We start from the raw sequence: 24,378 nt of genomic DNA, 5'->3' as shown, positions 1-24,378 counted from the left end.
TGAGAGTCGGTGAGCGACACACCGAGACGAATGCCACAAGGGTTGCCGTATTGCTCATACGGTTTTGTATGTGGACTTCCCTCTTAGCAGCTCAGTCATCCTTGTGGTCGCTGTTGCGCTGTGGATGGTCTGGGTTGCCCCTTACGTGCTCCGCAACGGCAGGCACCGCTTCCAGGTTGCCGGTGACCTGATGCTGGAGAGCGTTGACCACGAAACTGCAAACCAGCAAGCCGGAACGGTCCTTCACATGACCGTCCAGCAGGAGAATCGCATGGACACCAGGAAGAGCAGCGCATCCGCAGCGGGCTTCACGCCGGGCCAGCCCGGAGGCAGGTCCGCCACGAAGCCCGGAGGTGCGTTCCGCATCCGGTATGGACGTGCCGCCATCGCCCTGGCCGGGCTGCTGTCCTTCGCCGCTGCCTTGGTGACCGCAGTCCTGCTGCTTTTTGGCGTGGGTGCAGGCTTTGTTCCCGCGCTATCGTTCTTGGCAGGCCTGGCCGCCGTCGTTCTTCTCCGCTGGCTCGCCGTACGGGACCGCCGCAGGAAGGTCAGCGCCGCCTTCTCGGCAGCCATGGGAGCGCCCGCTGAACGCGAGAACCGTACGCCGCTCGCTGACCCGCATCTCGACGCCGGTGATGCTGCTGAGCTTCCCGAAAGCACCCTGTTCGACGCCGAGGCGGTGGAGTCCCAGCCAAAGCCCCTGACCGCCGTCGAGCTGCGCGAAGCTGCGCTGGCTGTGGCGATCGCAGCAGGCGACAACACCGGCTTGGCCGCGGCTGCCCGACCCGCCGCCGGCCGGCCAGACGACGAAACCGCCAGCTGGGAGCCGGTCGAGATCCCCAAGCCCACCTATGTCGAGGCGGCCAAAGCCGAACGCCCCGCCCCGGAGCCTCTCGATCTGCCCGAGGCGCCGAAGTCCGCAGGCAAACCCTCACTGAAGCAGGGCACAGCTGCAGCGCCCCCCGTCGCCCCGCCGAATGCTGGACCGGCAGGCCCGCAAGGAAAAGCGCAGAGCGCGCTGAGCAACCTGGACGACGTCCTGCAGCGCCGCCGCGCGTAGCCCATCCGGCCCTGCCGCCTGTAGTCTCGCAGCATGACCCGCATCTGTGTTGCCGGCGGCACCGGCCAGGTTGGCAGGGAAGTGGTCCAGCAGGCGCTGGCCCAGGGCCACGCCGTCGCCGTCCTGAGCCGCAACCCCCCACCCGAGGGCACCGCCAACGACGCCGACGGCGTCGCCTACTTCCGTGGGGACGTCACCACTGGTGAGGGTCTGTTGGAGTCACTGGCAGGGTCCGACGTCGTCATTGACTGCCTGGAGGGGCAGAGCGGCAAAGCGCTCCGGCAGTTCGCCGCCGGCGGCGCCCTTTTGATGTCGGCGGCGCTGGAAGCCGGCGTTAGCAAAGCCGTGCTCCTGTCCATCGTCAATTGTGACCAGACGAGCTACGGTTTCTACCGGTCGAAGGCGGACAAGGAACGGGTCTATGCTCGCACGGCGCTGGAAACCGCCACGGTGCGTGCCACGCAGTTTCACAGTCTGGCGGCCCGGCTGTTCTCTGCCGGATCCCGGGTAGGACTCATTCCCGTGATTCGGGGCGCGCGGCTCCAGACCATCTCGCCGGGCGACGTGGCAGCCGCCCTGCTCGAGGAGGCACTTGCGCCGGCCTCCGGCCAGCAGCACAGGTTGAGGACGATTGGCGGGCCGGAGGTCCAGGACATGAAGTCCATGGCACAAACCTGGAAGCGGGTGACGGGCGCCAAAGGGCTGGTTGCCCCGCTGCCGCTGCCCGGCGCGATGGGGACGTTTCTGCGCGAAGGCCGGAACCTGGTGCCCGGCGAGGCGTACGGCCGGGAGACATTGGAGGCCTGGTTGGCAAAGTGCCGGGAAAATTTGTAGCCTAGGGAAACCGGCGTTGCGGTTCTTTGGACAGAGGTTGCGGTTCTGAGGACAGAGTCAGCGTCCACGGGGTTATAGCTCAGTTGGTAGAGCGCTTCGTTCGCATCGAAGAGGTCAGGGGTTCGAATCCCCTTAGCTCCACAGATTCCGGGGATTATGCGTCTTCGGATCCCCTGCCTAAACACTTTGGTAACACCTTGCCGCCGAAACCGTGTCCGGCCAGAGCTTATTCGTCGCCGGGCTTGGGAGTCGTGTGCGGCTCTGGCCTGATCGCTTCGACGTCGAGTTCCAGGGCGATCTTCTCGTCCTCGGTCAGCGGGCGCACTGCCCGCTCGAACAGTGCCACGCCGGCGGCCCAGTTGTCCCAATGCCCGTCGCTTCGGAGCCTGCCCTCTGAGGGCGCCGCTGAACGGACGGCGGCGGCAATAAGGATAGCGGTGACGACCTCGTCATAGGGCAGCTGTTCCGTTTTGCAGAAGGTCCACATGTAGGGATAGTGCGGCTCCTTGGTGCCGCGCAGATGAAAGGTCTCGCAAGCCTCGCCTGCGGCCCGGAACCCGTTCAGGCGGATTCCCTCCGCCTCATCCAGGATCGGCAGGCCCTGGCCTTTCGGGCCACAGACAGTCACGGAGGTGTTGTCGATGATCTTCCGAGCGTCATCGATCACCCCGGTGGTGGCCATCAGGCCAGGAAAGTAGTGGGTGTAGCCCATCGGTCGCTCCTGGTAGCTCCCTTCAAATGTACCGCTTCGGTCTCCAGAGGGCTGGTCACTCATTGATTTTTCGACGCGACACGGGCACGGCGCCATCTAGTGCTGCCGGGCCGACGAGATGCCGGTCAACACCGTTCTGGAAGCTGTGGATGTCCTGTGGCAGCCAACGCAGAAGTCCAAGTCCTCGGGCTTCCGGGTTGCGTCCGGCATCATCGGCATCGTCTTGGGCACCTGGCTGATTGTCCCGTCCATCGCCGGGTTCGCCTCAGGCAGCAGCACGGCATCCATGGCGTTCCTTATTCTGATTGCGGCATAAACGCTAGGAAGGCCTTGGACCGTCGAACGGTCCGGGCCTTCCTGCTGCGGGTCGCTACTGGCGGGCGTGAGCTCTGCCTCAATGGCGGTCAAGGAGGAATAGCAGGGGCGCGGAAGACCTTGTTCCATGTAGAGCGGGGCCGAGTGGCCGCCGCCAGAACAGGATTCCCCTTTGCCCACTGCTTTCATTCCATTCACTATGCGCGCCGCAGCCCGTGAAGGCCGCCAGGAGTCATTCCGGACCGACATCGAACGGCTCACATCACGCGCGGGCAACCGCACACCGCTGTCCATGGTTACAGCCACAAACAGGGTGGCCTGTCTGCGTGGCGCGATCGCGGAGAGTGAGCACACGGCTACAGCCGCGAGCCTCAAGCGGTACCTGGAGGACGGGCTCAGCACCAAGGATATTCATCTGGACATTACTGTCTCCATCGATCACTGACGCCGCATGACTGCGGACGTCCGGCATGCATCCCAAGTGGCGGCACCAGGAGTAATGGCTTGGGGTCAGGGCCGAAGGCAGTCAGGAAGAGGCGGACTCCAATGTGCCGAGGCATAAGATTACTGTATGCGCCCCGAGGAAGCGATCGCACTGGTATTCGCGATGGCTATTGTGTGGACCGGCACGATCCTGGTGTTGCTCGTAGCTGGCGCCCCTGAAAAGCGGACGCGGCGGCACGAACGGAAAGCGGACCGGGCCGTTCACCATCGGCTCCACCGCACCACACGAGCAGGGCGGACGGCGCACCGGCGAAGTCCTTCCCGACGGGGCCGGAGCAGGATCCCGTGAAAACCGCTAGGGACCATAATGTCCCTCCGGACATAAAATGACTGTATGGGTGGCCAGGAAGCGATTGCTGTGGTGTTTGTGCTTCTTGTTATCTGGGTCCTTACGATCCTGGTGCTGCTGTCTCGCGTAGACCGCGATGAGAAGCGGGAACGACGCCAGGAACGGAGAGCCAGTCGGCAGGCTGGGCATCACGCGCACTAAGCAATCCAACCCCAAACGGCTTAGCGTCTGACGGAGTTGACGACACGCCAGACCGTTCCACCACGCCGTCAGTGCCCGGTGGGATCATGGCCGCATGACGGCGCCGACAGTGGAAGCGGCGATCCATGATTTGATGGATCTCGCCTGGAATCTTGTCTACGACCTGCTCGCGGAGCGGGGACTGCTCGGCGACGGGTTCGACGTCGGGGAGTACACCGGGATTCATTCCTGGGTGGAAGACCTGACCAGGTACACCATCGTCCATTCACGGTCGGTAGCGGTGCTGTTCGTGGACACCCGGCCGGTGGACGCGACCATGTTCCACCATGACCTGCTAGGCGCTGACGATCCGAAGCGTTACTTCGCGTTGCAGTAACAGGTTCATGGCACTCCGTTGGCGGCGGCCCGCGACCAACGGGGCCACTGATGCCTATTTCCCCGGGGTCTGCTGAAAGTCATCATTAGAAGCACAGCGCGCTGCGACATTACCGGAGGCTGCCATGATCCAGGCCCTGCTGTGCAAGCTGAACATCCGCCACGAGTGGCATATCGAGCACACCGACGACGGGGGCGTATACAAGCGCTGCCTGCGGTGTGGCAAGGATGACGACCGAGGCGCCGGAGGAAGAGGAGGCGACTTCAGCGGGTGGGTAGGGCCTGCAGGAGGGTGATCCTCGCCACCGGCTAGCTTGCAAGTGCCTGGCCTTGATGCTCAACCGCCCTGCAGAATCGGGGACATAGCAGCGATCCTGTTCCGTGCGTCTAAGAATGTAAATGAGTACGAGCCTCGTCCTTCGGGACGGGGCTCGTACTCGTTTATTCAGGTTGCTTGTGCGCGCTTGTCGGGCTAACCGATCGGAGTGGGCGGCTGCTCGCCGCGGAGCATGGCGAGCGTGTTGTCTGCAGCGAGCACTGCCATGGCGGTGCGCGTCTCGACGGTGGCCGAGCCGAGGTGCGGCACGAGTGTCACATTCTCCAGGTCCAGCAACTCGGGGTGGACCTGCGGCTCTTTCTCGAAGACGTCCAGCCCGGCACCGGCGATGACGCCCTCGCGCAGCGCGGCGGCGAGGGCCGCCTCGTCGACGATCGGTCCGCGTGCGGTGTTGACGAGGTAGGTGGAGCTCTTCATTGCTGAAAGCTGCTCCGCGCCGATCAGATGGTGCGTTGCCGGTCCGTATGGGCAGTGGAGCGAAATGACATCGGAAACAGTCAGGAGCTCGTCGAGGTCGACCCGGCGGGCGCCCAGTTCCGCGGCGATCGCGGGGTCGATTTCGCTGCGCGACTGGTAGACGATGTCCATGCCGAAGGCCTTGGCCCGGCGTGCAGTCGCCTGGCCGATGCCGCCCATGCCGACGACGCCGAGCGTCTTGCCCTGCAGGCTGCTGCCAAGCAGGAAGAACATGCCCCACTTCCACGGCTGGCCGGCGCGGATAAGCCGTTCGCCCTCACCCAGCCGGCGGGTTGCCATGAGGATGAGCCCGAACGCGATGTCGGCCGTAGCCTCGGTGAGCACGCCGGGTGTGTTGGTGGCGACGATGCCCCGCGCGGTGCAGGCCGGTACATCGATGTTGTCGTAGCCGACGGCGACGTTGGAGACCACCTTGAGCTGGGGGCCCGCGGCGTCGAGCAACTCGCCGTCAACGCGTTCGGTGAGCAGGCTCACGATCGCATCGGCACCCGCCACGCGGCGCAGGAGCTCCTCACGGCCAATCGACTCCGGACCGGCCCAGGCATCGACCTCGTGCTCGGCACGAAGCTTTTCGAGCGCTGCCTCGGGCACCCTGCCCGTAACGACTACCCGGCTCATGCGGTCACGATCCATTCGCGCAGGCGTCCGAGGCCCTCGCGGATGGCTTCCGCTTCGATGCCCGAGTAGGCGAGGCGGATGTACTGCCGGTCCTCACCGGGCAGTCGCCGGCCGAAGTGCTCCCGCGTGCAGAAGGAGACGCCGGTCTTGTACAGGGCGTCAGAGGCGAAGTCGCCAACTGCCGCATAACCCATACGCTCCATGACCTCCGTGACGTCAGGGAACAGGTAGAAGGTCGACTGCGGCACGGCGACGTGCATCCCGGGGATGGAATTGACGAGTTCGCACGCGGTGTCGCGGCGCGTCTGCAGGGTGTCAAGCATCTGCTGCACAGAATCCTGGGGGCCGCGGAGCGCTTCGACTCCCGCCCACTGCACGTAGTGGGTGGTGCAGGACTCGTCGTTGGTGTTGAGCGTGCTGAGCACCTGGGCGATCTCACGCGGGGCGACGGCGCAGCCGAGGCGTGACCCGGTCATGGCGAACTTCTTGCTGAACGTGTAGAGGATGACAGTACGCTCGGCCATGCCGGGAATCGATGTGATCGAGCTCGAGACGCCTTCGTAGCGGGTTTCAAAGTAGGCCTCGTCGGAGAGTACCCAGAGGTCGTGTTCGATCGCGAGCTGTGCGATGGCCTCGCGCTCGGCGGCAGTCGACTCGGCTGAGATGGGGTTCTGCAGGTCGTTGTAGATAATTGCGACCGTGTTCGGTGTGATCGACGCGCGGATCTGCTCGAGGTCGATCGCGAAGCCCGTGCTCGTTGGCACATAGCGGTACGGCACGGCCGTGCCGCCGAGGTACTCGATCTGCGATTCATAGATCGGGAAGCCGGGGTTGGGGTAGAGCACTTCCTGGCCGGGGTTCATGACCGCCTGCAAGAACTTCGTGATGACTGGCTTGCCGCCGGTCATCACCACCACGTTCTCGGGGGAGAACTCAATACCGCGGCGCGAGCCGATGTCGTTGGCGAGGGCTTCACGCAGCTGCGGGATGCCGGGGCCCGGGCAGTAACCCGTGTATCCGTCTGCGATCGCCCGGTTCATCGCTTCCACGATGTTTGGGGCAGTGGGGATGTTGATATCGCCGAGATGGAAGGGGTACACCAGGTTCCCCTTCGCCTTCCAGGCGGCGGCGGCTTGCGCGACGCTGAAGGCGGTTTCGGTGCCTAGGCGTTCGAGCCGTTGCGCGAGTTGCTGCATGCTGTTCCACTCCTCATCGAGTTGACGATCGATCCTCTGCGGATTCTGATCCAGTACAGGACTAATATATCAGAACACTAATTATGATATGCGAAGAAAATGTCAGGGGGAACAGCGCCGCGAAATCTGTCAACGGCAGCACGCCCCGGCCCGCGGCGTGAGCTGAGGGATGCGGCACGCTGGGTGTGGTCTTAGCCCCCTCCCGGTTGCCCGCCTACGCCGGTTCTGGAAGCGCCAGCCCTACAGCCGTTCCGGTACCCGGACGGGAGACGGCAGTAGAGGCTGAGCATTAGGGCATGACGATATTTGTAAGTTCGGTCCGCTTGCCGCTGGCTACCTCTTCAATCAGGACCAGCGCGCCCACCTGGGGGCAGTAGTATTTGTGCTCGCGCGAGTTGCTTTCAAGCGGCGTCCAGTCGTCCACCTTCGCGCAGTCGGTGTAGGTGCCCATTTTCGTCGTGACGGTCTGGCCCGTGGCGATAGTGTCCCGCATGTCTTCCGCGTGGCCGGGATAAAACTCTTGCCTATAGGTCTCGCCAACGCGCTGATCGGCCTTCATCCAAATGCCGGCCTTTGCACCGTCCTGTCCGTGAATAAAGCTTCCGGCGCGGTCCCAGAGCATGCCATTCCAAAAGTTTTTCACGTCCTCGCCGAAGTACCACACATCGCCGTTCTTGTGCTGTGCCAGATAGTCCCTGGTTTCCTCGACCAGCTGTCCGTTCTTGTATTCCTTGTCCAGATAGATGACGGTTTCGACGCCCCCTATGACCCGTGTCTCCGGCAGGATCTCAATCTCGGCTCTCTCTCCGGCTCCCACCCCGCCGACAGTCTCGTAGGTCATCTTCTTGCCGACGGGCAAGGCGAAGTATTTGTTCGTTATCTCCCTCGTGAACTCAGCAGGATTAACCTGGGGATTGTACTCGGAGGCCCTGCTTTGCACATTGTTGAAGTAAAAAAGTGCCGCCCCGCCAGCGACCAGCACCAGGACGATGATCCCAAATGTGATGGTTCTTGCCTTCATATGCCTGTCCCACTCCCCGATGAGTAGAAACTCCAATACTGGCCCAGGCACCTGTTGCTTGCCCTGCCATAGGTAAAAGGTAGTCCCGCAATCCCGCCGCGGACAGGGCCAGCAGTAAAGCAAAGTTATTCTGCCCGCGCTTCATGGCGCGAGGCACCGACGAGGCTCGCTGCCCGTTCCTAGCAGCCGCCTGTTTGCTCGTCCTCAAGCTCTTCGTCGGATTCGAGGCGGCGCAGCACGGCCAGCCGGCCCGCGATCCCGGCAAGGGTCGCGGCCCGCTCCGACCCGGCGTCCGCCGGCCCGGGGCCGGGGGATGCCCAGTCAAGTGGGCCGCGACCGATGAGGAAGGGGATGACGTCCTCTTCCGTGAGCTGTTCCAGCACCTCCAGGAAGCGCTTCCAGGCGCCGGCGGAACCGGCTCCCGATCCGGCGTCGGACTCCACGACCGGTGAGGGAACGCCGTCGATGACCCAAACCGGGTACCTGGCGGCAAGCCCCCGGTAGTCGGCACTTTCCAGCGGACCGCCGCACAGCTCCGCAAAGCCCACCCAGAGCAGGTCCGGAGCGGCGCTCTTGGCCGCGAGGGTATGCAGCGGGAGTTCCAGGGATTGTTGCTGGGAGGGTGCCGGCCGGAAGAGCCCGTACGCACCGAGCTGCCGGTCCGTTCCCGGAGTAATGATGAGGCCCCGCTCAAACTCCGACACGCGCTACAGCCAGCCCTTCCGCTTGAAGATTGCGTACATCAGCCCTGCCGTGCCGGCCATCAGCGCGATCGACATCGGATAGCCGAACGTCCAGTGCAGCTCGGGCATGTGGTCGAAGTTCATTCCGTAGACGCCTGCCACGAACGACGGGGCGAAGAAGATCGCCGCCCAGGAGGAAATCTTCTTGACCTGCTCGTTCTGTTGGGCGCTCGCCTCGTTCTGCCGGTTGGCCGTCAGGGTACCGTCCAGCGTCAGCGCGTTCTGCAGCAGGTCGCGGAAGGAATTGGCCCGGGATATCACCCGCTGCACGTGGTCTTCCACATCGCGGAGACTGTGCTGCAGGTCGGAGTCCACCTCATACTTTTCGAATCCCCCCTTCAGCTGCTGCATCATCCCCGGCAGGGGGTGTATGGCGCGCTGGAACTGAATGACCTGCCGGGCCAGTTCATAGATGCGCCGGGATACCGTGCTGTCGCCGGAGAACAGCTGGTCTTCGATCTCGTCGATGTCGTTTTCGAGTCCCGCGACCACGGGCGCGTAATCGTCAACCACCTGGTCCAGGAGGGCGTAGAGCACGGCTTCCGGCCCGTGGCGCAGGAGGTCGGACCGCGACTCCAGGCGGCGCCGGACCTGTCCCACACCTGACATCTCCGCGTGCCGGACAGTGACCACGAAGTTCTTGCCGGTGAAGATGTGCAGTTCGCCGAACTCCACTGTCTCGGTGTGGTCAAGGTAGCGGGCAGGCGTGAGCACCGTGAACAGGTTGTCCCCGTAGCGCTCCAGCTTGGGCCGCTGGTGGGCCGAGATGGCGTCCTCGACGGCAAGCTCATGAAGGCCGAACTCCGCCGCCACGGCGGCGATTTCAGGCTCGGTCGGTCGGTAGAGCCCGATCCAGGCCATGCCGCCGTGAGCCGCCAGAGTCTCGAACGTCTGCTCGAGGTTTTCCGGTTCAACGCTGCGGACCCCGTCAACATAGACGGCGTTATCAATAATCGTCACGGTCTGCCGATCTCTGCCGGGTGCTCAGGACATTGCGCCGATGATGGCACCGGCCGCGGTCATGGCCAGTACGTCGTGGCCGGAATCGATCAGGGTCACGGCTACCGGGCGGCCCGCAAAGCCGTTATGGATGACATGGCCGCCGGCCCGGAACACCACGGCCAGCACCAGGGCAAACAAGGCGCCCGCCAGAGCATTATCCAGTGCCAGTCCGGTGATCAGTACGGCGAGAAGGACTGCGGTCAGCGCCGCGGCAAGCACCATCGGCAGCCAGATGCCCGCGCCGCCCTCAGTGTTTTTCAGGTCCTCTTCCGTCTTGCCGATCGCCTCCATCCATCGCGTGCCCAGCACCGCGGGAAGGTACCAGACGAAGCCGATGGCCATGGTGGCGATGAAGGCCAGCAGCACGGCGAGCCAGTTGATCTGAGAAACGTACGAGAACAAATCCATCCTTGAATCCTATTCCCGGCCCCGGCTGTCCTGCGCCGAAGCTCCTTGCGCCGAGGCTCCCTGGGCGGTAGCTCCCTGGGCGAGGCGGCTGATCAGCGGTTCAGTCCGGTACGGGATGTGGGTATGCAGCGCCAGAACGGTCTCCGTGCGGATGACCCCCCTGATCCTCAGGATCGATCGAAGGGCGGCCTGCAGGTTGTGGGTGTCAGTGGCCACGACCCGGCACCAGACATCGCCCCGGCCTGAGATCTCGTGCACTTCGAGGACCTGGGGGAGCAGGCGCAAGGCTCCCACCACACCGTCGAGTTCGCGGTGGGTTACCTCGATGGTCACGAAAGCAACGACGTCGTACCCCACGGACTCGAGGTCGATTTCCCGGCCTCCGTCACGGAGGACCCCGGAGCGCAGCATCCGGCGCAACCGCGTCTGGGCGGTGTTCCGGGCGATGCCCAGCTTGTCGCTCAGGTCCCCGATCTGGATGCGCGGATCCCGGATCAGTTCCAGCAGGATCTTCAGGTCAGTGGAGTCCAAGGCGTTCAAATCATCACTCCGGGTCACTCTCAGAGGAAAAAATTGACTGTTTTGCTCAATTCTTCCACGGATATTCACCGGGGAAGCCTGCCATGGACCCATTCTGGAGGCATCAACCGTCATCGGCAGGGGAAGCTCCCACAAGGGGCCGGGCTGCCGGAAACAGGCAAGGACACGGCATGACCGTCTTCAGCGAACTTCGCATGCTGCCCGCTCCCGCTAGCCGGCGGGGCTGGGACGCCTCCAACACCGCCCGCCTGGCGATGGCCGGCGTCGTGATCTTTACGCTCCTGGTCGGGGCCAACCTGGCAACGCCGCTGTACCCCCTGCTGCAGGCCCGGCTCGGCCTGACCTCCCTGGATATTTCGGTGGCGTTTTCCGCCTACGTTCTGGCCCTCGCGTCCACCCTGCTGCTGGCCGGCCACTGGTCGGACCACATCGGCCGGCGGGCAGCGCTGCTGCTGGCCGTGCTGACGGGCCTCGCAGGCGGTGTCGTCTTTGCCCACGCGGAAAACCTGGCGGCGCTCTCTGCCGGCAGGGCGCTGCAGGGGATTGCCGTGGCGCTGGCGACCGGGGCCAGTTCCGCCGCGCTGCGGGAGCTGCTTCCGCAGCGGCCCGAGTGGGCATCCCGCGTCACGCTGCTGGCGTCAGCCGGGGGAGTTGCGGCCGGCCCGGCCATCGGCGGCGTCCTCTCGCTGCTGCCCGCGCCCACGTCCACGCCGTACGTCGTCCACTCACTTGTCCTCGCGGCCCTCCTGGTTCCGCTCTACCTGCTTCGTGCCCGCCCGGCCATCAAACCGGCCGACGGTCCGCGGTCGCTCAAGGTCCTGGCTCCACGCCGGCCGTCGATATCGCATGAGGCGCGGGACGCGTTCTGGGTGGCCGCCGCCGTCGGGTTCCTGAGCTTTGCGGTCTTTGGCTTCTGCCTGTCCCTGGCTCCCGGATACTTTGCCGGGTTGCTGGGCGTGGACTCCCGGCCGCTCATCGGTGTCCTGGCCGGCCTGACTCTTGGGGCCTCCGCCCTGAGCCAGCTGGTAACCGTCCGAAGCCGGTTCGCCGTTCCGGCCGGGCTGGCTGTGCTCGGCGTGTCCGTGATCATGATCGCCGCCGCCGGGGCATGGAGCAGTCCCTGGCTCCTGGTCGTGGCCAGCCTGGCGGCCGGTGCCGGCCAGGGAATTGCCTTCCGCACCGTCTTCAATGATGTGGCGGGCAAAGTCGAAGCCTCCCGGCACGCGCAGATCATCAGCACCGTCTACGTCATCACGTACTTGGGCAGCGCGCTGCCGGTGATCGGGCTGGGATTTGCGACGGCGGCCTATGGCCTTGAGGGGGCCGTCACCGGATTCGTGGTGCTCTGCGGCGCCGCCGCCACGGCACTGGCTGTGCTCACGCTTCGCCGGGCGCTCCGGACCCCGCGGCTGTAGGCAGCCGGGCTGCTGGTCCTGCCCAGGGTAGTCAGTCCTGCCGGGGTCAGTCCTGTTCGGGCAGGGGCCCGTGGTTGCCGGGCATGTGCTCAAACACCAGGGTGGTCTCCGTGTGGCCCACCACGGGATCAGTGGCCAGGTTGTCCAGCACCCAGTCTCGAAGGTCCTCCGTGGTGGCCACCGCGATGTGCAGCAGGTAGTCCACGGAGCCTGACGTGTGGAACGTGGACAGCACAGCCGGAAGCTTGGGGACACGCGAGGTGAACCGGTCGATCTGCTCGCGGTCATGCGCCCGGAGCCGGACGGCGATCAGCGCCTGGACCGAACGGCCGATCGCGGAGAGGCTGAGCTTGGCTTCGAACCCCTCGATGATGCCCCGCTCCGACAACGCCCGGGTCCGCATGAGAGCAGTGGAAGGGGCGATCCCCACGAGTTCGGCAAGCTGCTTGTTGGAGATCCGCGCATCGTCCACGAGGGCAGCCAGGAGCCGTTCATCAATGGCGTCCAGCGGCTCGGCGTGTCCCGACCCAGACCGGATGTTCTTCGCATTGGTGCTCACGGATCCTCCTCAGGGTGTGCTAGTTCATCTTAGCCGTGGGTTTCCGGCCGATCCATGCACCGGCACCCTGTGCGCCCGAATATTCGCCGGGCCCACGGCACCTTCCTTGGAGGATAATTCGCGGCTATTACACCGCCTTGGCGGGATGTACGACGGCGGTGATCACCGCCGTCGTACAACCCAGTGCGATCACGGTGACGGCGAGCGCCGTCCAGCCGAACGACTGGAACACGATGCCGCCCGCCCAGCCGATCACACTCGAACCCAGGTAGTAGGCCAGGTTGTACAGCGACGCGGCCTGCGCCCTCCCGGAGAGGGCTATGGCGCCGGTCCAGCCCGCGCCGATGCTGTGGGCGGCGAAGAATCCGCCGGTGAAAATCAGGAGGCCAACGAGGATCAGCACAAGCATCCCGGTGAGGGTAAGGGCAAGTCCCGCAGTCATCAGCGCAATGCCCGCCAGCAGAACCGCCCGCCGGCCAAAGCGCTCCGTCAACCCTCCGGCCCAGCGGGACGTCACCGTCCCTGCCAGGTAGGCCAGGAAGATCAGGCTGATGACCGTTGCCGGGAGGCTGAACGGTTCGCCCGAGAGCCGGAACCCCAGGTAGTTGTAGACCGCCACGAACCCGCCCATGAGAAGGAATGCCTGAACATAGAGCGCAAGCAGGCGGGAGTTGCGGAGGTGGATGCCCAGCGTCCGCGCCGCTCCCCGGAAGCCCCGGGCCGGGGCGGGCGTGAACCTCCTGGCCTTGGGGACCAGGACCAGGAACAGAATCGCGGCAACGGTCGCGAGCACGGAGACGGAGAGCGCTGCTGCGCGCCACCCCCACAGCTCGCCGGCAGGCCCGGCCACCAGCCTGCCAGCGAGGCCTCCCAAAGTTGTTCCCGCCACGTAACTGCCCGCGGCGATCGCGGTATGGGCCTTGTTGACTTCCTCGTTCAGGTAGGCGATGGCGATTGCAGGGATCCCGCCCAGGGCCATGCCCTCCAACGTCCGGAGTGCCAGCAGCAAAGGGAACGAGGTGGCGAGCGGTACCAGCAGGCCCAGAACGGTGGCCGCAGAAATGCCCCAGGTCATCGCCCGGACCCGCCCGATTCTGTCAGCCAGAAACGACCACGGGATGACGGTGACGGCGAGCCCCACCGTGGCCAGCGAGATGGTCAGCGCGGCCTCTGCCGCGGTGACGCCAAGCTCCCTTGATAGCAGGGGCAGCACGGCCTGCGTGGAGTAAAGCTGGGCAAAGGTCGCCACTCCCGCAAAGGCAAGGCCTGCCAGGATTCTGCCGTAGGCGGTGGACCCCTTTGGATGCCCCTCCCACACCGCCTGCTGCCGTCGGCCTGCTCCGCCCGTTCCCGGCACGGGCGGATTGCTGGAGGCGGGGACAGCGGGCGTTGGCATACTTCGAGGGTAGGTCTACCCTGTTCCAGTATCCAATGCATGATTTATGTCCTAATCATGCAGCAGCGGATACATATGGAGGCGGCGGGGAGATCATGGACATTGAGCACAGGCAACTGGTCCAGCTGCTGCCCGTCCTGCCGGTCCTGGCGGAACTGGGCCGCACGCAGCACATCACCGAAACCGCCGAACTGCTGGGCGTTCCGCAGTCCACCGTGAGCCGCGCCCTGGCCCGCGCAAGTGCGGTGGTGGGCACCGAACTGCTCATCCGTGAGGGCAGGGGGGTCCGCCTCACCCCGGCGGCAAAGGCCCTGCTGCCCTATATCGAGTCCGCGCTCGCAGAATTCCGGGCCGGGCTCGACCTTGTGCGCCATGAGTCCGAAGTGGTGCGGGGAAGGATCTCCGTGACGTTCCAGCACACCTTCGGTGAAGCGACTCTGCCCCTCCTGATCAGCGCGTTTCGGAGCCGCCACCCCCAGACCGAGTTCGACCTCAGCCAGGGAGCCAGGGATACCTGCCTCGCCGAACTGGCTTCGGGTGCAGCGGATTTCGCATTGACGGCGCCGGTGGCAGCTGCCAGCCGGGCGATCGGCTCGGCGGCTCTCTACCGGGAACCCCTGCGCCTGGTGGTGCATCACGGCCACCGCATCGCCGGGTTCCCGTCGGCGGCCCTGGCCGACATTAGAGGAGAACCGTTTGTGGCGCTGGGCCCGGGGTACGGGCTGCGCTCCATCACCGACGCCCTGTTCCGCGATGCAGGGTTCCGGCCCCGGATCGCCTTCGAAAGCCAGGATTCCCACACGGCCCGCGGCCTGGTCTCCGCCGGACTGGGCGTAAGCATCCTCCCGCCAGGGGGTGGTCTTGGCCAGGTTCCACAGGCCGGGGTTGGACTGGTCCCCGGTGCGGGCGCCGGCGACCTGGGCTGGGTGGAGGTCCCGCTGCAGTCGGACCGGGCCTACCGGGAGATCGGCGTGGCCTGGCGTGAGCGCCGGGGCGGGTCGGAACCGGACCAGGTGCGTCTCTTCCGGGAACTCGTGCTGGGGGAGGGGCCCGCGCTGCTGGCCGGGCTGGTCCGTGCCCGTTCCGGAGGATGACTCACGCCCTGCTAAGGAGGCTCTCCATCACCTCTGCCACGGAACCCTGCCGGGCCTTCCGCCATTCCGTTCCCGCCCACAGGTTCAGTCGCTCCGCGTCTCCAGCGCCTGCCGCAGCGGCACGGATAGGCGCCGTCAGATGATGGATGGCGGGGTAGCCTTCCGGGGCGTCCCCGTGGTCCCGCACAAACTCGTTGACGAGCGCACGTGCGTAGCGCCCAGTGAAGGCCCGCGTCAGACGGGTTTCCGTGAACCGGTCCGAGGCCAGTGCGTCCTTGTGCAGCTGCCGCGCGCCGCTTTCCTCCGTCCGCAGGAGTGCCGTGCCAACCTGCGCCGCCTCGGCTCCCGCGGCGAGCGCGGCCTTCACAGCTGCTGCATCAGACAGAGCGCCGGCCGCTATGAGCGGAAGGCCGACGGCGGCACGCACCTCCCGGACCAGGTCCGCCGTCGTGGACGGGGCACCTGTGCCGGCGGCAGTCCGTGTGCCCTCGTCCAGGAAGGCGCCACTGTGCCCGCCGGCGCTGCTGTGCTGGACGACCAGCGCATCGACGCCCCGATCCCGGGCGAACTCGGCTTCAGCCCTGCTTGTGACGGTGGCAAGAACAACGGTGCCCGCGCGGCGGAACCGGGCTACGGTCGCCGCCTCGGGCAGGCCGAAGGTGAAACTGACCAGCTCCACTGGATCCAGCAGGAGTTCGTCAACCTTTCCCTGCCAGGCGTCATCGTCGTCCAGCTTCAGGGCTGGGACGTCGACGCCGTACCGGGCGGCATCATCCCGCAGGGTCCCGCGGTACCGTTCCAGCCTTTCCCTCTCGTCGGCGGAAGGCTGCAGTTGCCGCATGTCCGGCATGAACACGTTCATGCCGAAGCGGATGCCGGCCGACCTGGCAGCCCTGACCTCGTCCCTCATCGCGTCGACAGTTTTGTAGCCGGCAGCGAGGAAGCCGAGGCCGCCGGCGCGGTGTACCGCCTCCACGAAGCGGACAGTCGAGGTTCCTCCGGCCATCGGGGCGGCAATCACCCTCGTGTCAAGAATGCCATTGAACATTGCTCTCTCCTAGGGGCGCTTCAGTAGGCTGTTCGAGTGACTGACTCTGACAACCTAGCTGATGCCCCCTCTGCCCGAGCAAGCGGCGCCGGCCCCTCACCGACATCCCCGACGCTGCGGGAGACATTGCCTGCCCAGGAGGCCGTCCGTTCGCCGGGAGCAGGCCGCGGCGGCGGCACGGTAATCGGACTGGACATCGGAGGTACGAAGACGAGGGGAGTCCGTTTCGAGAACGGGCAGCCTGTGGCCGACGAGATCGTCGGCAGTTCGAACGTCCAGAACGTCAGCCGCGACGAGGCGGCAGCGCACCTGGCGGAGCTGTTCGCCATGATCGGCAACGGTCCTGTTGCCTACGTTTACGCGGGTGCAGGGGGAATCGACACGGAGGAGGACGCCGCGGCGCTGGCTGCCCTGATCGAACCCCACGTTCCAGGGGCAAAGATCACAGTGGTCCACGATTCGCGGCTGCTGCTCGCGGCCGGCGGGGCCAGCAGCGGCGTGGCCGTCATCGCGGGTACCGGCTCGGCAGCCTGGGGAAGGAACGGGCAAGGGGAGGAAGCCCGGGCCGGCGGCTGGGGGTACCTGCTGGGCGATGAGGGCAGCGGCTACTGGCTGGGGCGGGAAGCTGTCCGGCACAGCCTGCGCCGGATGAACCAGGGATTGGAAGCGGACGAACTGACGCGGGCCCTGCTGGCCGCGTGCGGGATAAACCATCCCAACAAGCTCATTGCCCTGTTCCATTCCGCTGACACGGGGCGCCGTTACTGGGCGCAGCAGGCACGGCTTGTGGTGGAAGCCGCCGACGCCGGACACCTCGCCAGCCAGGAGCTCATTCAGCAGGCAGGCAAGGACCTGGCCGACATGGCTGCCCAGGTGCTGCGGCAACTCCGGCTGGACGGCCCGGTCATCCTGGGAAGCGGCCTCGGCATGAATGTTGTCCGGCTGCAGGAAGCATTTCGGAACCACCTGGCGGCGGCCGGTGTCACCGATGTGCGGGTCCTGGAGCAGGAGCCGGTTTTCGGAGTCCTGCAGCTCGTCGGAGAGCAGCGCTGACCCTCGAAAGTAATCCCGCCGACGCGCAAGTCCCGCGGGCGGCCCGACTAGGCTTGCTCCATGAGCGTTCTTTTCGACACCCGCCCGGCCGCCTACGCGGTGATCATCCAAGACGGGGCCATCCTGCTGGCGTACTGGAAGCAGGACGGCAAAGAGGGCTGGACGCTCCCCGGAGGAGGCCTGGACCTGGCTGAGCACCCGGTGGACGGGTGCATCCGCGAGGTCTTCGAGGAGACGGGCTACCACGCAGAGATCGGCAGCATGCTCGGCATCGACGTGGGCCATTGGCCCGCGGGAACACGGCTTGACGGTGTGGACCGCGAGTTCCAGGCCCTCCGGCTTGTCTACGAGGCACGCGTGACCGGCGGGGAACTCACCCATGAGGTGAACGGCACCACCACGCATGCTGCATGGGTCCCGCTGGATCAGGTCGGCTCGCTGAACAGGGTCTCACTCGTGGATGCGGCGCTTAGGCTGTTCCAGGAACGCCCGGCCAACGGCAAGCTGGACTAGGCCCTTCCGCTCCAAGAATCCCGGCTCTAAATCTCCTAGCCAAGGTCTGGCCAGGTGGCTATTCTGTTGGGAGCGTCCGGATACAGTCCGGACCGGGCAGACAGCGGGGAGGTGGACTTGATGATTGCAGAACTCCTGCGCGCAGCGCGCAATGGCAAAAAGTCCTTCATTAATCCTGCCCCGCTCGAGGGCACTGCCTAACACCAGAATTCGCCTGCAGCCAGCCGCAGCAGGACAGCACAGTGCCCGGGGCCCATCCAGAGGTCCACAGTGAACAAATCATTTGGCCGGTCAACGGCCGCTATTCATCATCAAAGCCGGGAGCTTTCCGGCAACAACCACCACGTCAGCAACAACCACCGCTTCGCCGACAACCACGAACTGTCCGGCCGCAACGAGCAGCTGCCCGGCAACACTCAGCAACTGCGGGGCCCGGTGGAATACGGTTTCACCGGCCGCGTGGCCGCGCACTTTGCGGACCATCCTGCCCACGGCGGACAGCTGCCTGCCCGGGTGGTCCGGGTAGACCGCAACCGCATCCGTGTCGCCACCGCGGACGGCCTGCAGGGAGTGCCCTACCCGGCAGCGCCGCCCATGCCCGCAGGTGGTGACTGGGTCTGGCTCGGACCCAACCCGGCCGGTGAACCCGGCATCGTCGCGGTGCTTCCCCGCACGTCCGAACTCAGCCGCAAACGGGCGTTTGAGGACTCCTCGGAGGCCCAGGTCCTGGCGGCCAACATCGACGTGGTCGGCGTCGTGGTCCCCGTAGATCGGCCCCTGACCCACAACAGGCTGGAACGCACCCTTGTGGCCGCGTGGGACTCCGGCGCCGTGCCGCTGGTCATCATCACGAAAGCCGACCTTGCCCACATCGCCGATGACGTCGTCGGAAAGGTGGTGCTCCAGGCCGCCGGAGCCGACGTGGTGACCACGTCCGCCGAACAAGGAGATGGCCTGGACGAACTGCTTGCCCGGATACCGGCGGGCGGGACGCTTGTCCTGCTCGGTCCGTCCGGCGCGGGCAAATCCACGCTCATCAACGCACTCGTCGGGCGGAAGGTGCAGTCCACCGGAGAAGTCAGGGCGGCGGACGGCAGGGGACGCCACACCACCGCATCACGGGAGCTGGTTCCGCTGCCCCGTGGTGCAGTACTCATGGACACGCCGGGGGTGCGTGGCTTTGGGCTTTTCGACGCCGACGACGGCATGGGCGAAATGTTCGGCGACGTCGAGGAGCTGTTCGGGCAATGCCGGTTCTCGGACTGCGCCCACGACAGCGAACCGGGGTGCGCCGTGCAGGCTGCGCTCGCCGACGAAACGCTCGATACCAGGCGGTGGGCGAGCTACCTGAAACTGCAGCGCGAACTTGCCGCCCTGAACCGGCGCTCCGATGCCGCGGCCCGGCGTGCCTACCAAAGGGAGTGGCACCAGAAGGTGGTTGCCGCCGGCAGGAGCCAGCGGGCGGCTGAACGCTACCGCCACACCTAAGACCGGACAAGAGGAACGCAGCACCTACCCATCCGCGCCGGGACCGGTTCCGAATGACAGAGGGTTGTCTCCGAATGGTTACGGTATCCGCGCCTGCAGTTACATTCCCGCAGGCACTGGTTACTCTTTGTCAAGACGAGCTTTACACCCAAAAATCAGCGTGCTTATGATCGGCTCGCTTCACAGTCCGATGGTGCCAACAGTAGGGAAGCCCGGGAATGGCCGAAGCCATGATTGAGTTCCAGAGCGTCACCAAGCAGTACCAGGGCGGACAGCCGGCGGTCGATGACCTCAGCATGTCCATCGGCAAAGGCTGCATCACGGTGTTCGTGGGACCGTCAGGCTGCGGCAAAACCACGTCGCTGCGCATGATCAACAGGATGGTGGAGCCGACGTCCGGAACCATCACGGTCGCAGGCCAGGACGTAACGTCGGTTCCTGCTGCGGAACTCCGGCGGTCCATGGGCTACGTCATGCAGTCCTCCGGCCTCATGCCGCACCGCTCCGTGCTGGACAACATCGCCACGGTGCCGCGCCTGAACGGCGTTCCCAAGGGGCAGGCCCGGAAGCGCGCTGCGGAACTGCTCGACGTCGTCGGGCTGGATCCGTCACTGGGAAAGCGGTACCCGTCCCAGCTCTCCGGGGGCCAGCAGCAGCGCGTCGGCGTGGCAAGGGCACTGGCAGCGGATCCTCCGGTGCTGCTCATGGATGAGCCCTTCAGCGCCGTTGACCCCGTGGTCCGCGAGGAACTCCAGCAGGAGCTCCTCCGGCTGCAGCGGGACCTGGCCAAGACCATCGTTTTCGTCACGCACGACATTGACGAGGCCACCGTGCTGGGGGACAAGGTGGCGGTCTTCGCCGTCGGCGGCAAGCTGGCGCAGTACGCCACACCGGAAGAGATCCTGCGGGCTCCGGCGAATGAGTTCGTGGCATCCTTTGTGGGCCGTGACCGCGGGTTCCGCCACCTCGGGTTCACCGCGGCCGACGGCGTCACCATCCATTCCGTCCAGACGGTCACCAGGGGCGGCACTGCCGACGCCGGCATGTCAGATCACGGCGATGGCTGGCGCCTCGTTGTGGACGGGGAATCGCGGCCGCTGGGATGGGAGGCCCCGGGCCCTGATTCCGGACTTGTTCCCGGCGGTTCACTGTTCCGGCCCGGGGATACCCTGCGCCGCGCCCTTGACTCAGCACTGTCCTCCCCGTCAGGGCTGGGAGTCGCGGTGGACAGCGACGGCAGGGTGCTCGGTGTGGTGCAGGCACCGGAAGTGCTTGCCGTCATCGAATCGGCCCGCCGGGTGCGGCAGGGTGCCCTCTGATGGACTGGTTCCTGGCCAACATCGGCATGGTTGCCGGGCTCGCGGCGCAGCACATGGTGCTCGCGCTGATCCCGATGATCCTGGGACTGCTGATCTCCATCCCGCTGGCGCAGGCCTCCCGCCGCCACCCCGCGCTGAGGTCCCTCGTGTCCACCGTCAGTTCGTTGCTCTACACCATTCCGTCGCTGGCACTCTTCATCATCCTGCCTCCCTTGCTCGGGACCCGGATCCTTGACCCCCTGAACGTCATCGTCGCCCTGACCATCTATGCGGTGGCGCTGCTGGTTCGGGCGGCCATGGACGCCTTCGACTCGGTGGACGACGACCTCCGGCAGGCGGCCGTCGCGATGGGCTACAAACCTGCGGCGCGCTTTTTGCACATCGACCTGCCCCTCTCCCTGCCAGTCCTGTTCGCCGGCCTGCGCGTGGTGTCCGTCAGCAACATCTCGCTGGTGAGCGTCGCCGCGCTGCTCGGCGTGGGCAACCTGGGGATCCTCTTCACCGACGGGCTGCAGCGGACCTTCGTCACGGAGGTGGTGGTGGGAATCCTCGCGATCTTGCTGCTGGCACTGCTGATGGACGGCGTGCTCGTTCTCCTGGAGCGGCTGCTCACGCCATGGACCCGGGCGACGGCCGCATCAACCCGTGCCGAGTCGGTGACGGGCGCGGAGTACATCGCGGACACCCACGTCCATGCGGGGGCGCGGCCATGAACCTCTTCCTTGAAACCTTCGCCTGGCTGGCCGACCCGGCCCACTGGCGGGGGAGCTCCGGCATCGCCGCCCGGCTGCTCGAGCACCTGCAGTACAGCGGACTGGTCCTGCTGATTGCCGCCGCGCTCGCCGTGCCGGTGGGGCTCTACATCGGACACACCGGGCGGGGGCGGGTTGCGGCGGTGGCCGTGGCCGGCGCCCTGCGCGCGCTGCCCACGCTGGGCCTGCTGGTGCTCTTTGCACTGATCGCCGGCAGCGGACTCATGCCGCCGGTGTGGGCCCTGGTGATCCTCACGGTCCCGCCGCTGCTGGCCGGGACGTACGCGGGCATCTCCAGTGTTAACGAAACGGTGGTTGATGCCGCCCGGGCCATGGGAATGAAGGAACTGCAGATCCTGTTCCGTGTGGAGCTTCCCAACGGCCTTCAGGTGATGTTCGGCGGCCTGCGCACCGCCGTGCTGCAGGTGATCGCCACTGTGTCCGTGGTGGCCTACCTTCCGCTCGGGGGCCTGGGCCGCTATCTCTTCGACGGGCTCGTCCTGCAGGACTTCCCCCGCATGCTGGCCGGTTCGCTCCTCATCGCCGGCCTGGCGATCGCCGTCGACCTCGTCCTTGCGGCCGCGCAAAGGCTGCTCGTTTCCCCCGGGCTGACCACCGGTCCCAGGGGCGGCCGCAAGGCCGCCACCGATCTCTCGGCTGCCGCACCCGCGGCGGCCGCTGTTCAAGGAGGCACCTCATGAAGCATCCCATCCACTCGGCTGTCACCCGCCGGAGCCTCGGCGGCATCGCCGCGGGCGTAGGCATCGCCCTGGCACTTTCCGCATGTGGTGGCGGCGGCGACCCCCTGTCGGGACCGACCACCAGCGCGGGAGGCCCGGCAGCCGGGGGCTCCCTGGTTGTCGGTTCGGCAGACTTCCCCGAGAGCCAGACCATTGCCGAGATCTATGCCGGCGCCCTCAACGCCGCGGGCATCACGGCCACCACCAAGCCGAACATCGGCTCCCGCGAGATCTATTTCAAAGCCGTGCAGGACGGGTCCATTGATGTAGTCCCGGAATATAGCGGGAACTTGCTCACCGTTGCCTTGGATCCTGAAGCGACAGAAGTCGCGGCGGACGAAGTGTACAAGGCCGTAGTTGAAAAGCTGCCGGAGGGCCTCGGCGTGCTGGAGCCGTCCAAGGCCGAGAACAAGGACGCCATGGTGGTCACCAAGGCCACAGCGGAGAAGCACCAGCTCAAATCCATCGAGGACCTTGCCAAGGTGTGTAAGGACTTCACCATGGCGGCGCCGGTCACCTTCGAAGAGCGTCCCTACGGCTTCCCCGGCCTCAAGAAGAATTACGGCTGCGAGCTCAAGGCCCTCAAGCCCTTCAACGATGGCGGCGGCAACCTGACCCTGCAGGCGCTCCTGAAGGACGAGGTCCAGGTGGCCGACATCTACACCACCACGCCGTCCATTGCGGACAACGACCTCGTGGTGCTCGAGGATCCCAAGAACAACTTCATCGCCCAGCAGGTGCTGCCCCTCTACAACAGCGCCAAGATGACCGACAAGGCCAAGGAGGCCCTGAACAACGTGTCCAGGACCCTGACCACGGAGGACCTCATCAACCTCAACCGGGCGGTCAGCGGCGACCAGAAGCAGAGCGCGAAGGACGCAGCAGCCGGGTGGCTCAAGGAAAAGGGCATCGCCAAGTAAGGCCCGCTGAGTGAGGCTGCCAGCCCGCAGTTCCCGAGCACGACGGCGGCTGCCGGACTTCCACGTGAAGGCCGGCAGCCGCCGTCCGCCGTTAACCAGGCCCATAATCCGGGCGGGCCCGACCGCTGCCGGGCCGCGGCACGGGTGTGAGGCACGTCTCCACGGAAGAACATCCCGCATATGGCATATTTGATGGATGGCAGAATTCAAGCAGTCCACCAAGCTTCATAATGTCCTTTACGACATCCGTGGACCGATTCTTCAGGCCGCCCAGCAGATGGAGGCGGAGGGTCACCGGATCCTCAAACTGAACATCGGCAACCCCGCACCTTTCGGTTTTGAAGCACCGGACGCGATTTTGGTGGACATGATCCGCCACCTGCCCCATGCCCAGGGATACAGCGACTCCCGGGGCATCTTCTCAGCCCGCACGGCAGTGTCGCAGTACTACCAGACCCGGGGCATCCAGAGCATCCACGTGGACGACATCTACCTCGGCAACGGCGTCAGCGAACTCATCACGATGTCGCTGATGGCGCTGCTGGAGGACGGGGACGAAATCCTCATTCCCACCCCCGACTACCCGCTGTGGACCGCTTCCGTGGCCCTGGCCGGCGGACGGCCCGTGCACTACCTGTGCGACGAGGAGTCGGGCTGGCAGCCGGACCTGGAAGACCTGGAAGCCAAGATCACGCCGCGCACCAAGGGCATTGTGGTCATCAACCCGAACAACCCCACCGGCGCCGTGTATCCGGAAAGCACCCTGCGCAGGATCGTGGCGCTGGCCGAAAAGCACGGGCTGGTGCTGTTCGCCGACGAGATCTACGAGAAGATCCTGTACGAGGACGCCGTGCACGTGAACATGGCCGGCCTCACCGGGGATGATGTCCTGTGCCTGACCTTCAGCGGACTGTCCAAGGCTTACAGGGTCTGCGGCTACCGCGCCGGGTGGATGGCCATCTCCGGCCCGAAGAAGGACGCCTCGGACTACCTCGAAGGCATCAACCTGCTGGCCAACATGCGGCTGTGCGCGAACGTTCCCGCCCAGCATGCGATCCAGACCGCGCTGGGAGGCTACCAGAGCATCAACGACCTCATCCTGCCCGGCGGACGCCTGCTGGAGCAGCGGAACAAGGCCTACGACATGCTCAATGCCATCCCCGGCGTGAGCACCCAGCAGGCCAGGGGAGCCCTGTACCTGTTCCCCAAGCTGGACCCCGAGGTCTTCCACATCCGTGATGACGAGAAGTTCGTCCTGGACCTGCTCAAGGAACAGAAGATCCTCGTGTCCCACGGCAGGGCGTTCAACTGGGTGCGGCCCGACCACTTCCGGATGGTGACGCTGCCAAACGTCAAGGACATCGAAGAAGCGATCGGCCGCATGGGAGACTTCCTCAGCAGGTATCAGGGGAACTAGCCTGTTCCCACATACAACTGTGGGAAAGAGGT

Annotated in this window: 26 protein-coding genes and 1 tRNA gene; 16 read left to right on the top strand and 11 right to left on the bottom strand. The window is 65.7% G+C overall.

Going from position 1 to position 24,378, the window contains the following annotated elements; translation table 11 throughout:
- The first annotated feature begins 70 nt into the window (after nt 1-70).
- The 3 genes from ACIP9X_RS06605 to ACIP9X_RS06595 all read left to right on the top strand — a co-directional run bounded on the left by ACIP9X_RS06605 (nt 71) and on the right by ACIP9X_RS06595 (nt 2,035).
- Nucleotides 71-1,060, top strand: a complete 990-nt coding sequence (locus ACIP9X_RS06605; RefSeq protein WP_400478926.1) for a hypothetical protein — start codon at nt 71-73, stop codon at nt 1,058-1,060.
- Between the two features lie 33 nt (nt 1,061-1,093).
- On the top strand, nt 1,094-1,894 hold the full coding sequence (locus tag ACIP9X_RS06600) for an SDR family oxidoreductase (RefSeq protein ID WP_400478925.1): 801 nt from the start codon (nt 1,094-1,096) through the stop codon (nt 1,892-1,894).
- 68 nt (nt 1,895-1,962) lie between these two features.
- A tRNA-Ala gene (locus tag ACIP9X_RS06595) sits at nt 1,963-2,035 on the top strand.
- Between the two features lie 85 nt (nt 2,036-2,120).
- Here ACIP9X_RS06595 and ACIP9X_RS06590 read toward each other — a convergent pair.
- Nucleotides 2,121-2,606, bottom strand: coding sequence for a hypothetical protein (locus ACIP9X_RS06590; protein WP_400478924.1), 486 nt, complete (start codon nt 2,604-2,606; stop codon nt 2,121-2,123).
- A 118-nt stretch (nt 2,607-2,724) separates the two neighbouring features.
- Between ACIP9X_RS06590 and ACIP9X_RS06585 the strand changes: the two genes are divergently transcribed.
- From ACIP9X_RS06585 to ACIP9X_RS06575, 3 genes are all read left to right on the top strand, one after another.
- Nucleotides 2,725-2,922, top strand: coding sequence for a hypothetical protein (locus ACIP9X_RS06585; protein WP_400478923.1), 198 nt, complete (start codon nt 2,725-2,727; stop codon nt 2,920-2,922).
- A 171-nt stretch (nt 2,923-3,093) separates the two neighbouring features.
- Nucleotides 3,094-3,366: a hypothetical protein gene (locus ACIP9X_RS06580; protein ID WP_400478922.1), complete on the top strand. Its 273-nt coding sequence runs from the start codon at nt 3,094-3,096 to the stop codon at nt 3,364-3,366.
- Between the two features lie 643 nt (nt 3,367-4,009).
- Nucleotides 4,010-4,291, top strand: a complete 282-nt coding sequence (locus ACIP9X_RS06575) for a hypothetical protein (RefSeq protein ID WP_400478921.1) — start codon at nt 4,010-4,012, stop codon at nt 4,289-4,291.
- A 471-nt stretch (nt 4,292-4,762) separates the two neighbouring features.
- Here the strand turns inward: ACIP9X_RS06575 and ACIP9X_RS06570 are convergent, their stop codons facing one another.
- The 7 genes from ACIP9X_RS06570 to ACIP9X_RS06540 all read right to left on the bottom strand — a co-directional run bounded on the left by ACIP9X_RS06570 (nt 4,763) and on the right by ACIP9X_RS06540 (nt 10,632).
- On the bottom strand, nt 4,763-5,722 hold the full coding sequence (locus ACIP9X_RS06570) for a 2-hydroxyacid dehydrogenase (protein ID WP_400478920.1): 960 nt from the start codon (nt 5,720-5,722) through the stop codon (nt 4,763-4,765).
- Nucleotides 5,719-6,918 carry a pyridoxal phosphate-dependent aminotransferase gene (locus ACIP9X_RS06565; RefSeq protein WP_400478919.1) on the bottom strand — a complete coding sequence of 400 codons (1,200 nt, stop codon included), beginning with the start codon at nt 6,916-6,918 and terminating at the stop codon, nt 5,719-5,721. Before ACIP9X_RS06565 ends, ACIP9X_RS06570 begins: the two co-directional genes overlap by 4 nt.
- 289 nt (nt 6,919-7,207) lie before the next feature.
- The gene (locus ACIP9X_RS06560; protein WP_400478918.1) at nt 7,208-7,939 is read right to left on the bottom strand and encodes a hypothetical protein; all 732 of its coding nucleotides are present in this window, start codon (nt 7,937-7,939) and stop codon (nt 7,208-7,210) included.
- Between the two features lie 179 nt (nt 7,940-8,118).
- On the bottom strand, nt 8,119-8,643 hold the full coding sequence (locus ACIP9X_RS06555; protein WP_400478917.1) for a hypothetical protein: 525 nt from the start codon (nt 8,641-8,643) through the stop codon (nt 8,119-8,121).
- A gap of 3 nt (nt 8,644-8,646) precedes the next feature.
- A complete protein-coding gene (gene corA, locus ACIP9X_RS06550) occupies nt 8,647-9,642 on the bottom strand; it encodes a magnesium/cobalt transporter CorA (RefSeq protein WP_400478916.1) in 996 nt (331 codons plus the stop codon).
- 24 nt (nt 9,643-9,666) lie between these two features.
- A complete protein-coding gene (locus ACIP9X_RS06545) occupies nt 9,667-10,092 on the bottom strand; it encodes a DUF1761 domain-containing protein (RefSeq protein WP_400478915.1) in 426 nt (141 codons plus the stop codon).
- Between the two features lie 9 nt (nt 10,093-10,101).
- Nucleotides 10,102-10,632 carry an Lrp/AsnC family transcriptional regulator gene (locus tag ACIP9X_RS06540; RefSeq protein WP_400479053.1) on the bottom strand — a complete coding sequence of 177 codons (531 nt, stop codon included), beginning with the start codon at nt 10,630-10,632 and terminating at the stop codon, nt 10,102-10,104.
- A gap of 170 nt (nt 10,633-10,802) precedes the next feature.
- Between ACIP9X_RS06540 and ACIP9X_RS06535 the strand changes: the two genes are divergently transcribed.
- Nucleotides 10,803-12,047 carry an MFS transporter gene (locus tag ACIP9X_RS06535; RefSeq protein WP_400478914.1) on the top strand — a complete coding sequence of 415 codons (1,245 nt, stop codon included), beginning with the start codon at nt 10,803-10,805 and terminating at the stop codon, nt 12,045-12,047.
- A gap of 46 nt (nt 12,048-12,093) precedes the next feature.
- Here the strand turns inward: ACIP9X_RS06535 and ACIP9X_RS06530 are convergent, their stop codons facing one another.
- A complete protein-coding gene (locus ACIP9X_RS06530; RefSeq protein WP_400478913.1) occupies nt 12,094-12,606 on the bottom strand; it encodes an Lrp/AsnC family transcriptional regulator in 513 nt (170 codons plus the stop codon).
- 127 nt (nt 12,607-12,733) lie between these two features.
- The gene (locus ACIP9X_RS06525; protein ID WP_400478912.1) at nt 12,734-14,002 is read right to left on the bottom strand and encodes an MFS transporter; all 1,269 of its coding nucleotides are present in this window, start codon (nt 14,000-14,002) and stop codon (nt 12,734-12,736) included.
- A gap of 95 nt (nt 14,003-14,097) precedes the next feature.
- On the opposite strand from ACIP9X_RS06525, the gene ACIP9X_RS06520 reads away from it, so the two are divergent.
- On the top strand, nt 14,098-15,096 hold the full coding sequence (locus tag ACIP9X_RS06520) for a LysR substrate-binding domain-containing protein (protein ID WP_400478911.1): 999 nt from the start codon (nt 14,098-14,100) through the stop codon (nt 15,094-15,096).
- A gap of 1 nt (nt 15,097) precedes the next feature.
- On the opposite strand, the gene ACIP9X_RS06515 is transcribed toward ACIP9X_RS06520, so the two are convergent.
- Nucleotides 15,098-16,144 (bottom strand): nitronate monooxygenase, encoded by a 1,047-nt coding sequence (locus tag ACIP9X_RS06515; protein ID WP_400478910.1) that lies wholly within the window; start codon nt 16,142-16,144, stop codon nt 15,098-15,100.
- Between the two features lie 126 nt (nt 16,145-16,270).
- Here ACIP9X_RS06515 and ACIP9X_RS06510 point away from each other — a divergent pair, with 126 nt between their 5' ends.
- The 8 genes from ACIP9X_RS06510 (at nt 16,271) to ACIP9X_RS06475 (ending at nt 24,346) form a co-directional block, all read left to right on the top strand.
- On the top strand, nt 16,271-17,197 hold the full coding sequence (locus ACIP9X_RS06510) for an N-acetylglucosamine kinase (protein ID WP_400479052.1): 927 nt from the start codon (nt 16,271-16,273) through the stop codon (nt 17,195-17,197).
- Between the two features lie 60 nt (nt 17,198-17,257).
- Entirely contained in the window at nt 17,258-17,710 is a 453-nt protein-coding gene (locus ACIP9X_RS06505; RefSeq protein WP_400478909.1) for an NUDIX hydrolase, read from the top strand.
- A 402-nt stretch (nt 17,711-18,112) separates the two neighbouring features.
- Nucleotides 18,113-19,198 (top strand): ribosome small subunit-dependent GTPase A, encoded by a 1,086-nt coding sequence (rsgA, locus tag ACIP9X_RS06500; RefSeq protein ID WP_400479051.1) that lies wholly within the window; start codon nt 18,113-18,115, stop codon nt 19,196-19,198.
- A gap of 218 nt (nt 19,199-19,416) precedes the next feature.
- Nucleotides 19,417-20,517: an ABC transporter ATP-binding protein gene (locus tag ACIP9X_RS06495; protein ID WP_400478908.1), complete on the top strand. Its 1,101-nt coding sequence runs from the start codon at nt 19,417-19,419 to the stop codon at nt 20,515-20,517.
- Complete coding sequence (locus tag ACIP9X_RS06490) at nt 20,517-21,230, top strand: ABC transporter permease (RefSeq protein ID WP_400478907.1); 714 nt, start codon at nt 20,517-20,519, stop codon at nt 21,228-21,230. Before ACIP9X_RS06495 ends, ACIP9X_RS06490 begins: the two co-directional genes overlap by 1 nt.
- The gene (locus ACIP9X_RS06485) at nt 21,227-21,970 is read left to right on the top strand and encodes an ABC transporter permease (protein WP_400478906.1); all 744 of its coding nucleotides are present in this window, start codon (nt 21,227-21,229) and stop codon (nt 21,968-21,970) included. Before ACIP9X_RS06490 ends, ACIP9X_RS06485 begins: the two co-directional genes overlap by 4 nt.
- Nucleotides 21,967-22,929 carry an ABC transporter substrate-binding protein gene (locus ACIP9X_RS06480; RefSeq protein WP_400478905.1) on the top strand — a complete coding sequence of 321 codons (963 nt, stop codon included), beginning with the start codon at nt 21,967-21,969 and terminating at the stop codon, nt 22,927-22,929. The genes ACIP9X_RS06485 and ACIP9X_RS06480 overlap by 4 nt, the downstream gene beginning before the upstream one ends.
- 196 nt (nt 22,930-23,125) lie before the next feature.
- Entirely contained in the window at nt 23,126-24,346 is a 1,221-nt protein-coding gene (locus ACIP9X_RS06475; protein WP_400478904.1) for a pyridoxal phosphate-dependent aminotransferase, read from the top strand.
- Nucleotides 24,347-24,378 lie beyond the last annotated feature (32 nt).

This window comes from Arthrobacter sp. NPDC093125, from assembly GCF_044754225.1.
Lineage (GTDB): Bacteria > Actinomycetota > Actinomycetes > Actinomycetales > Micrococcaceae > Arthrobacter.
Note: the sequence above shows the minus strand (reverse complement) of the source record. Positions and strands in the feature narration are given on the sequence as shown.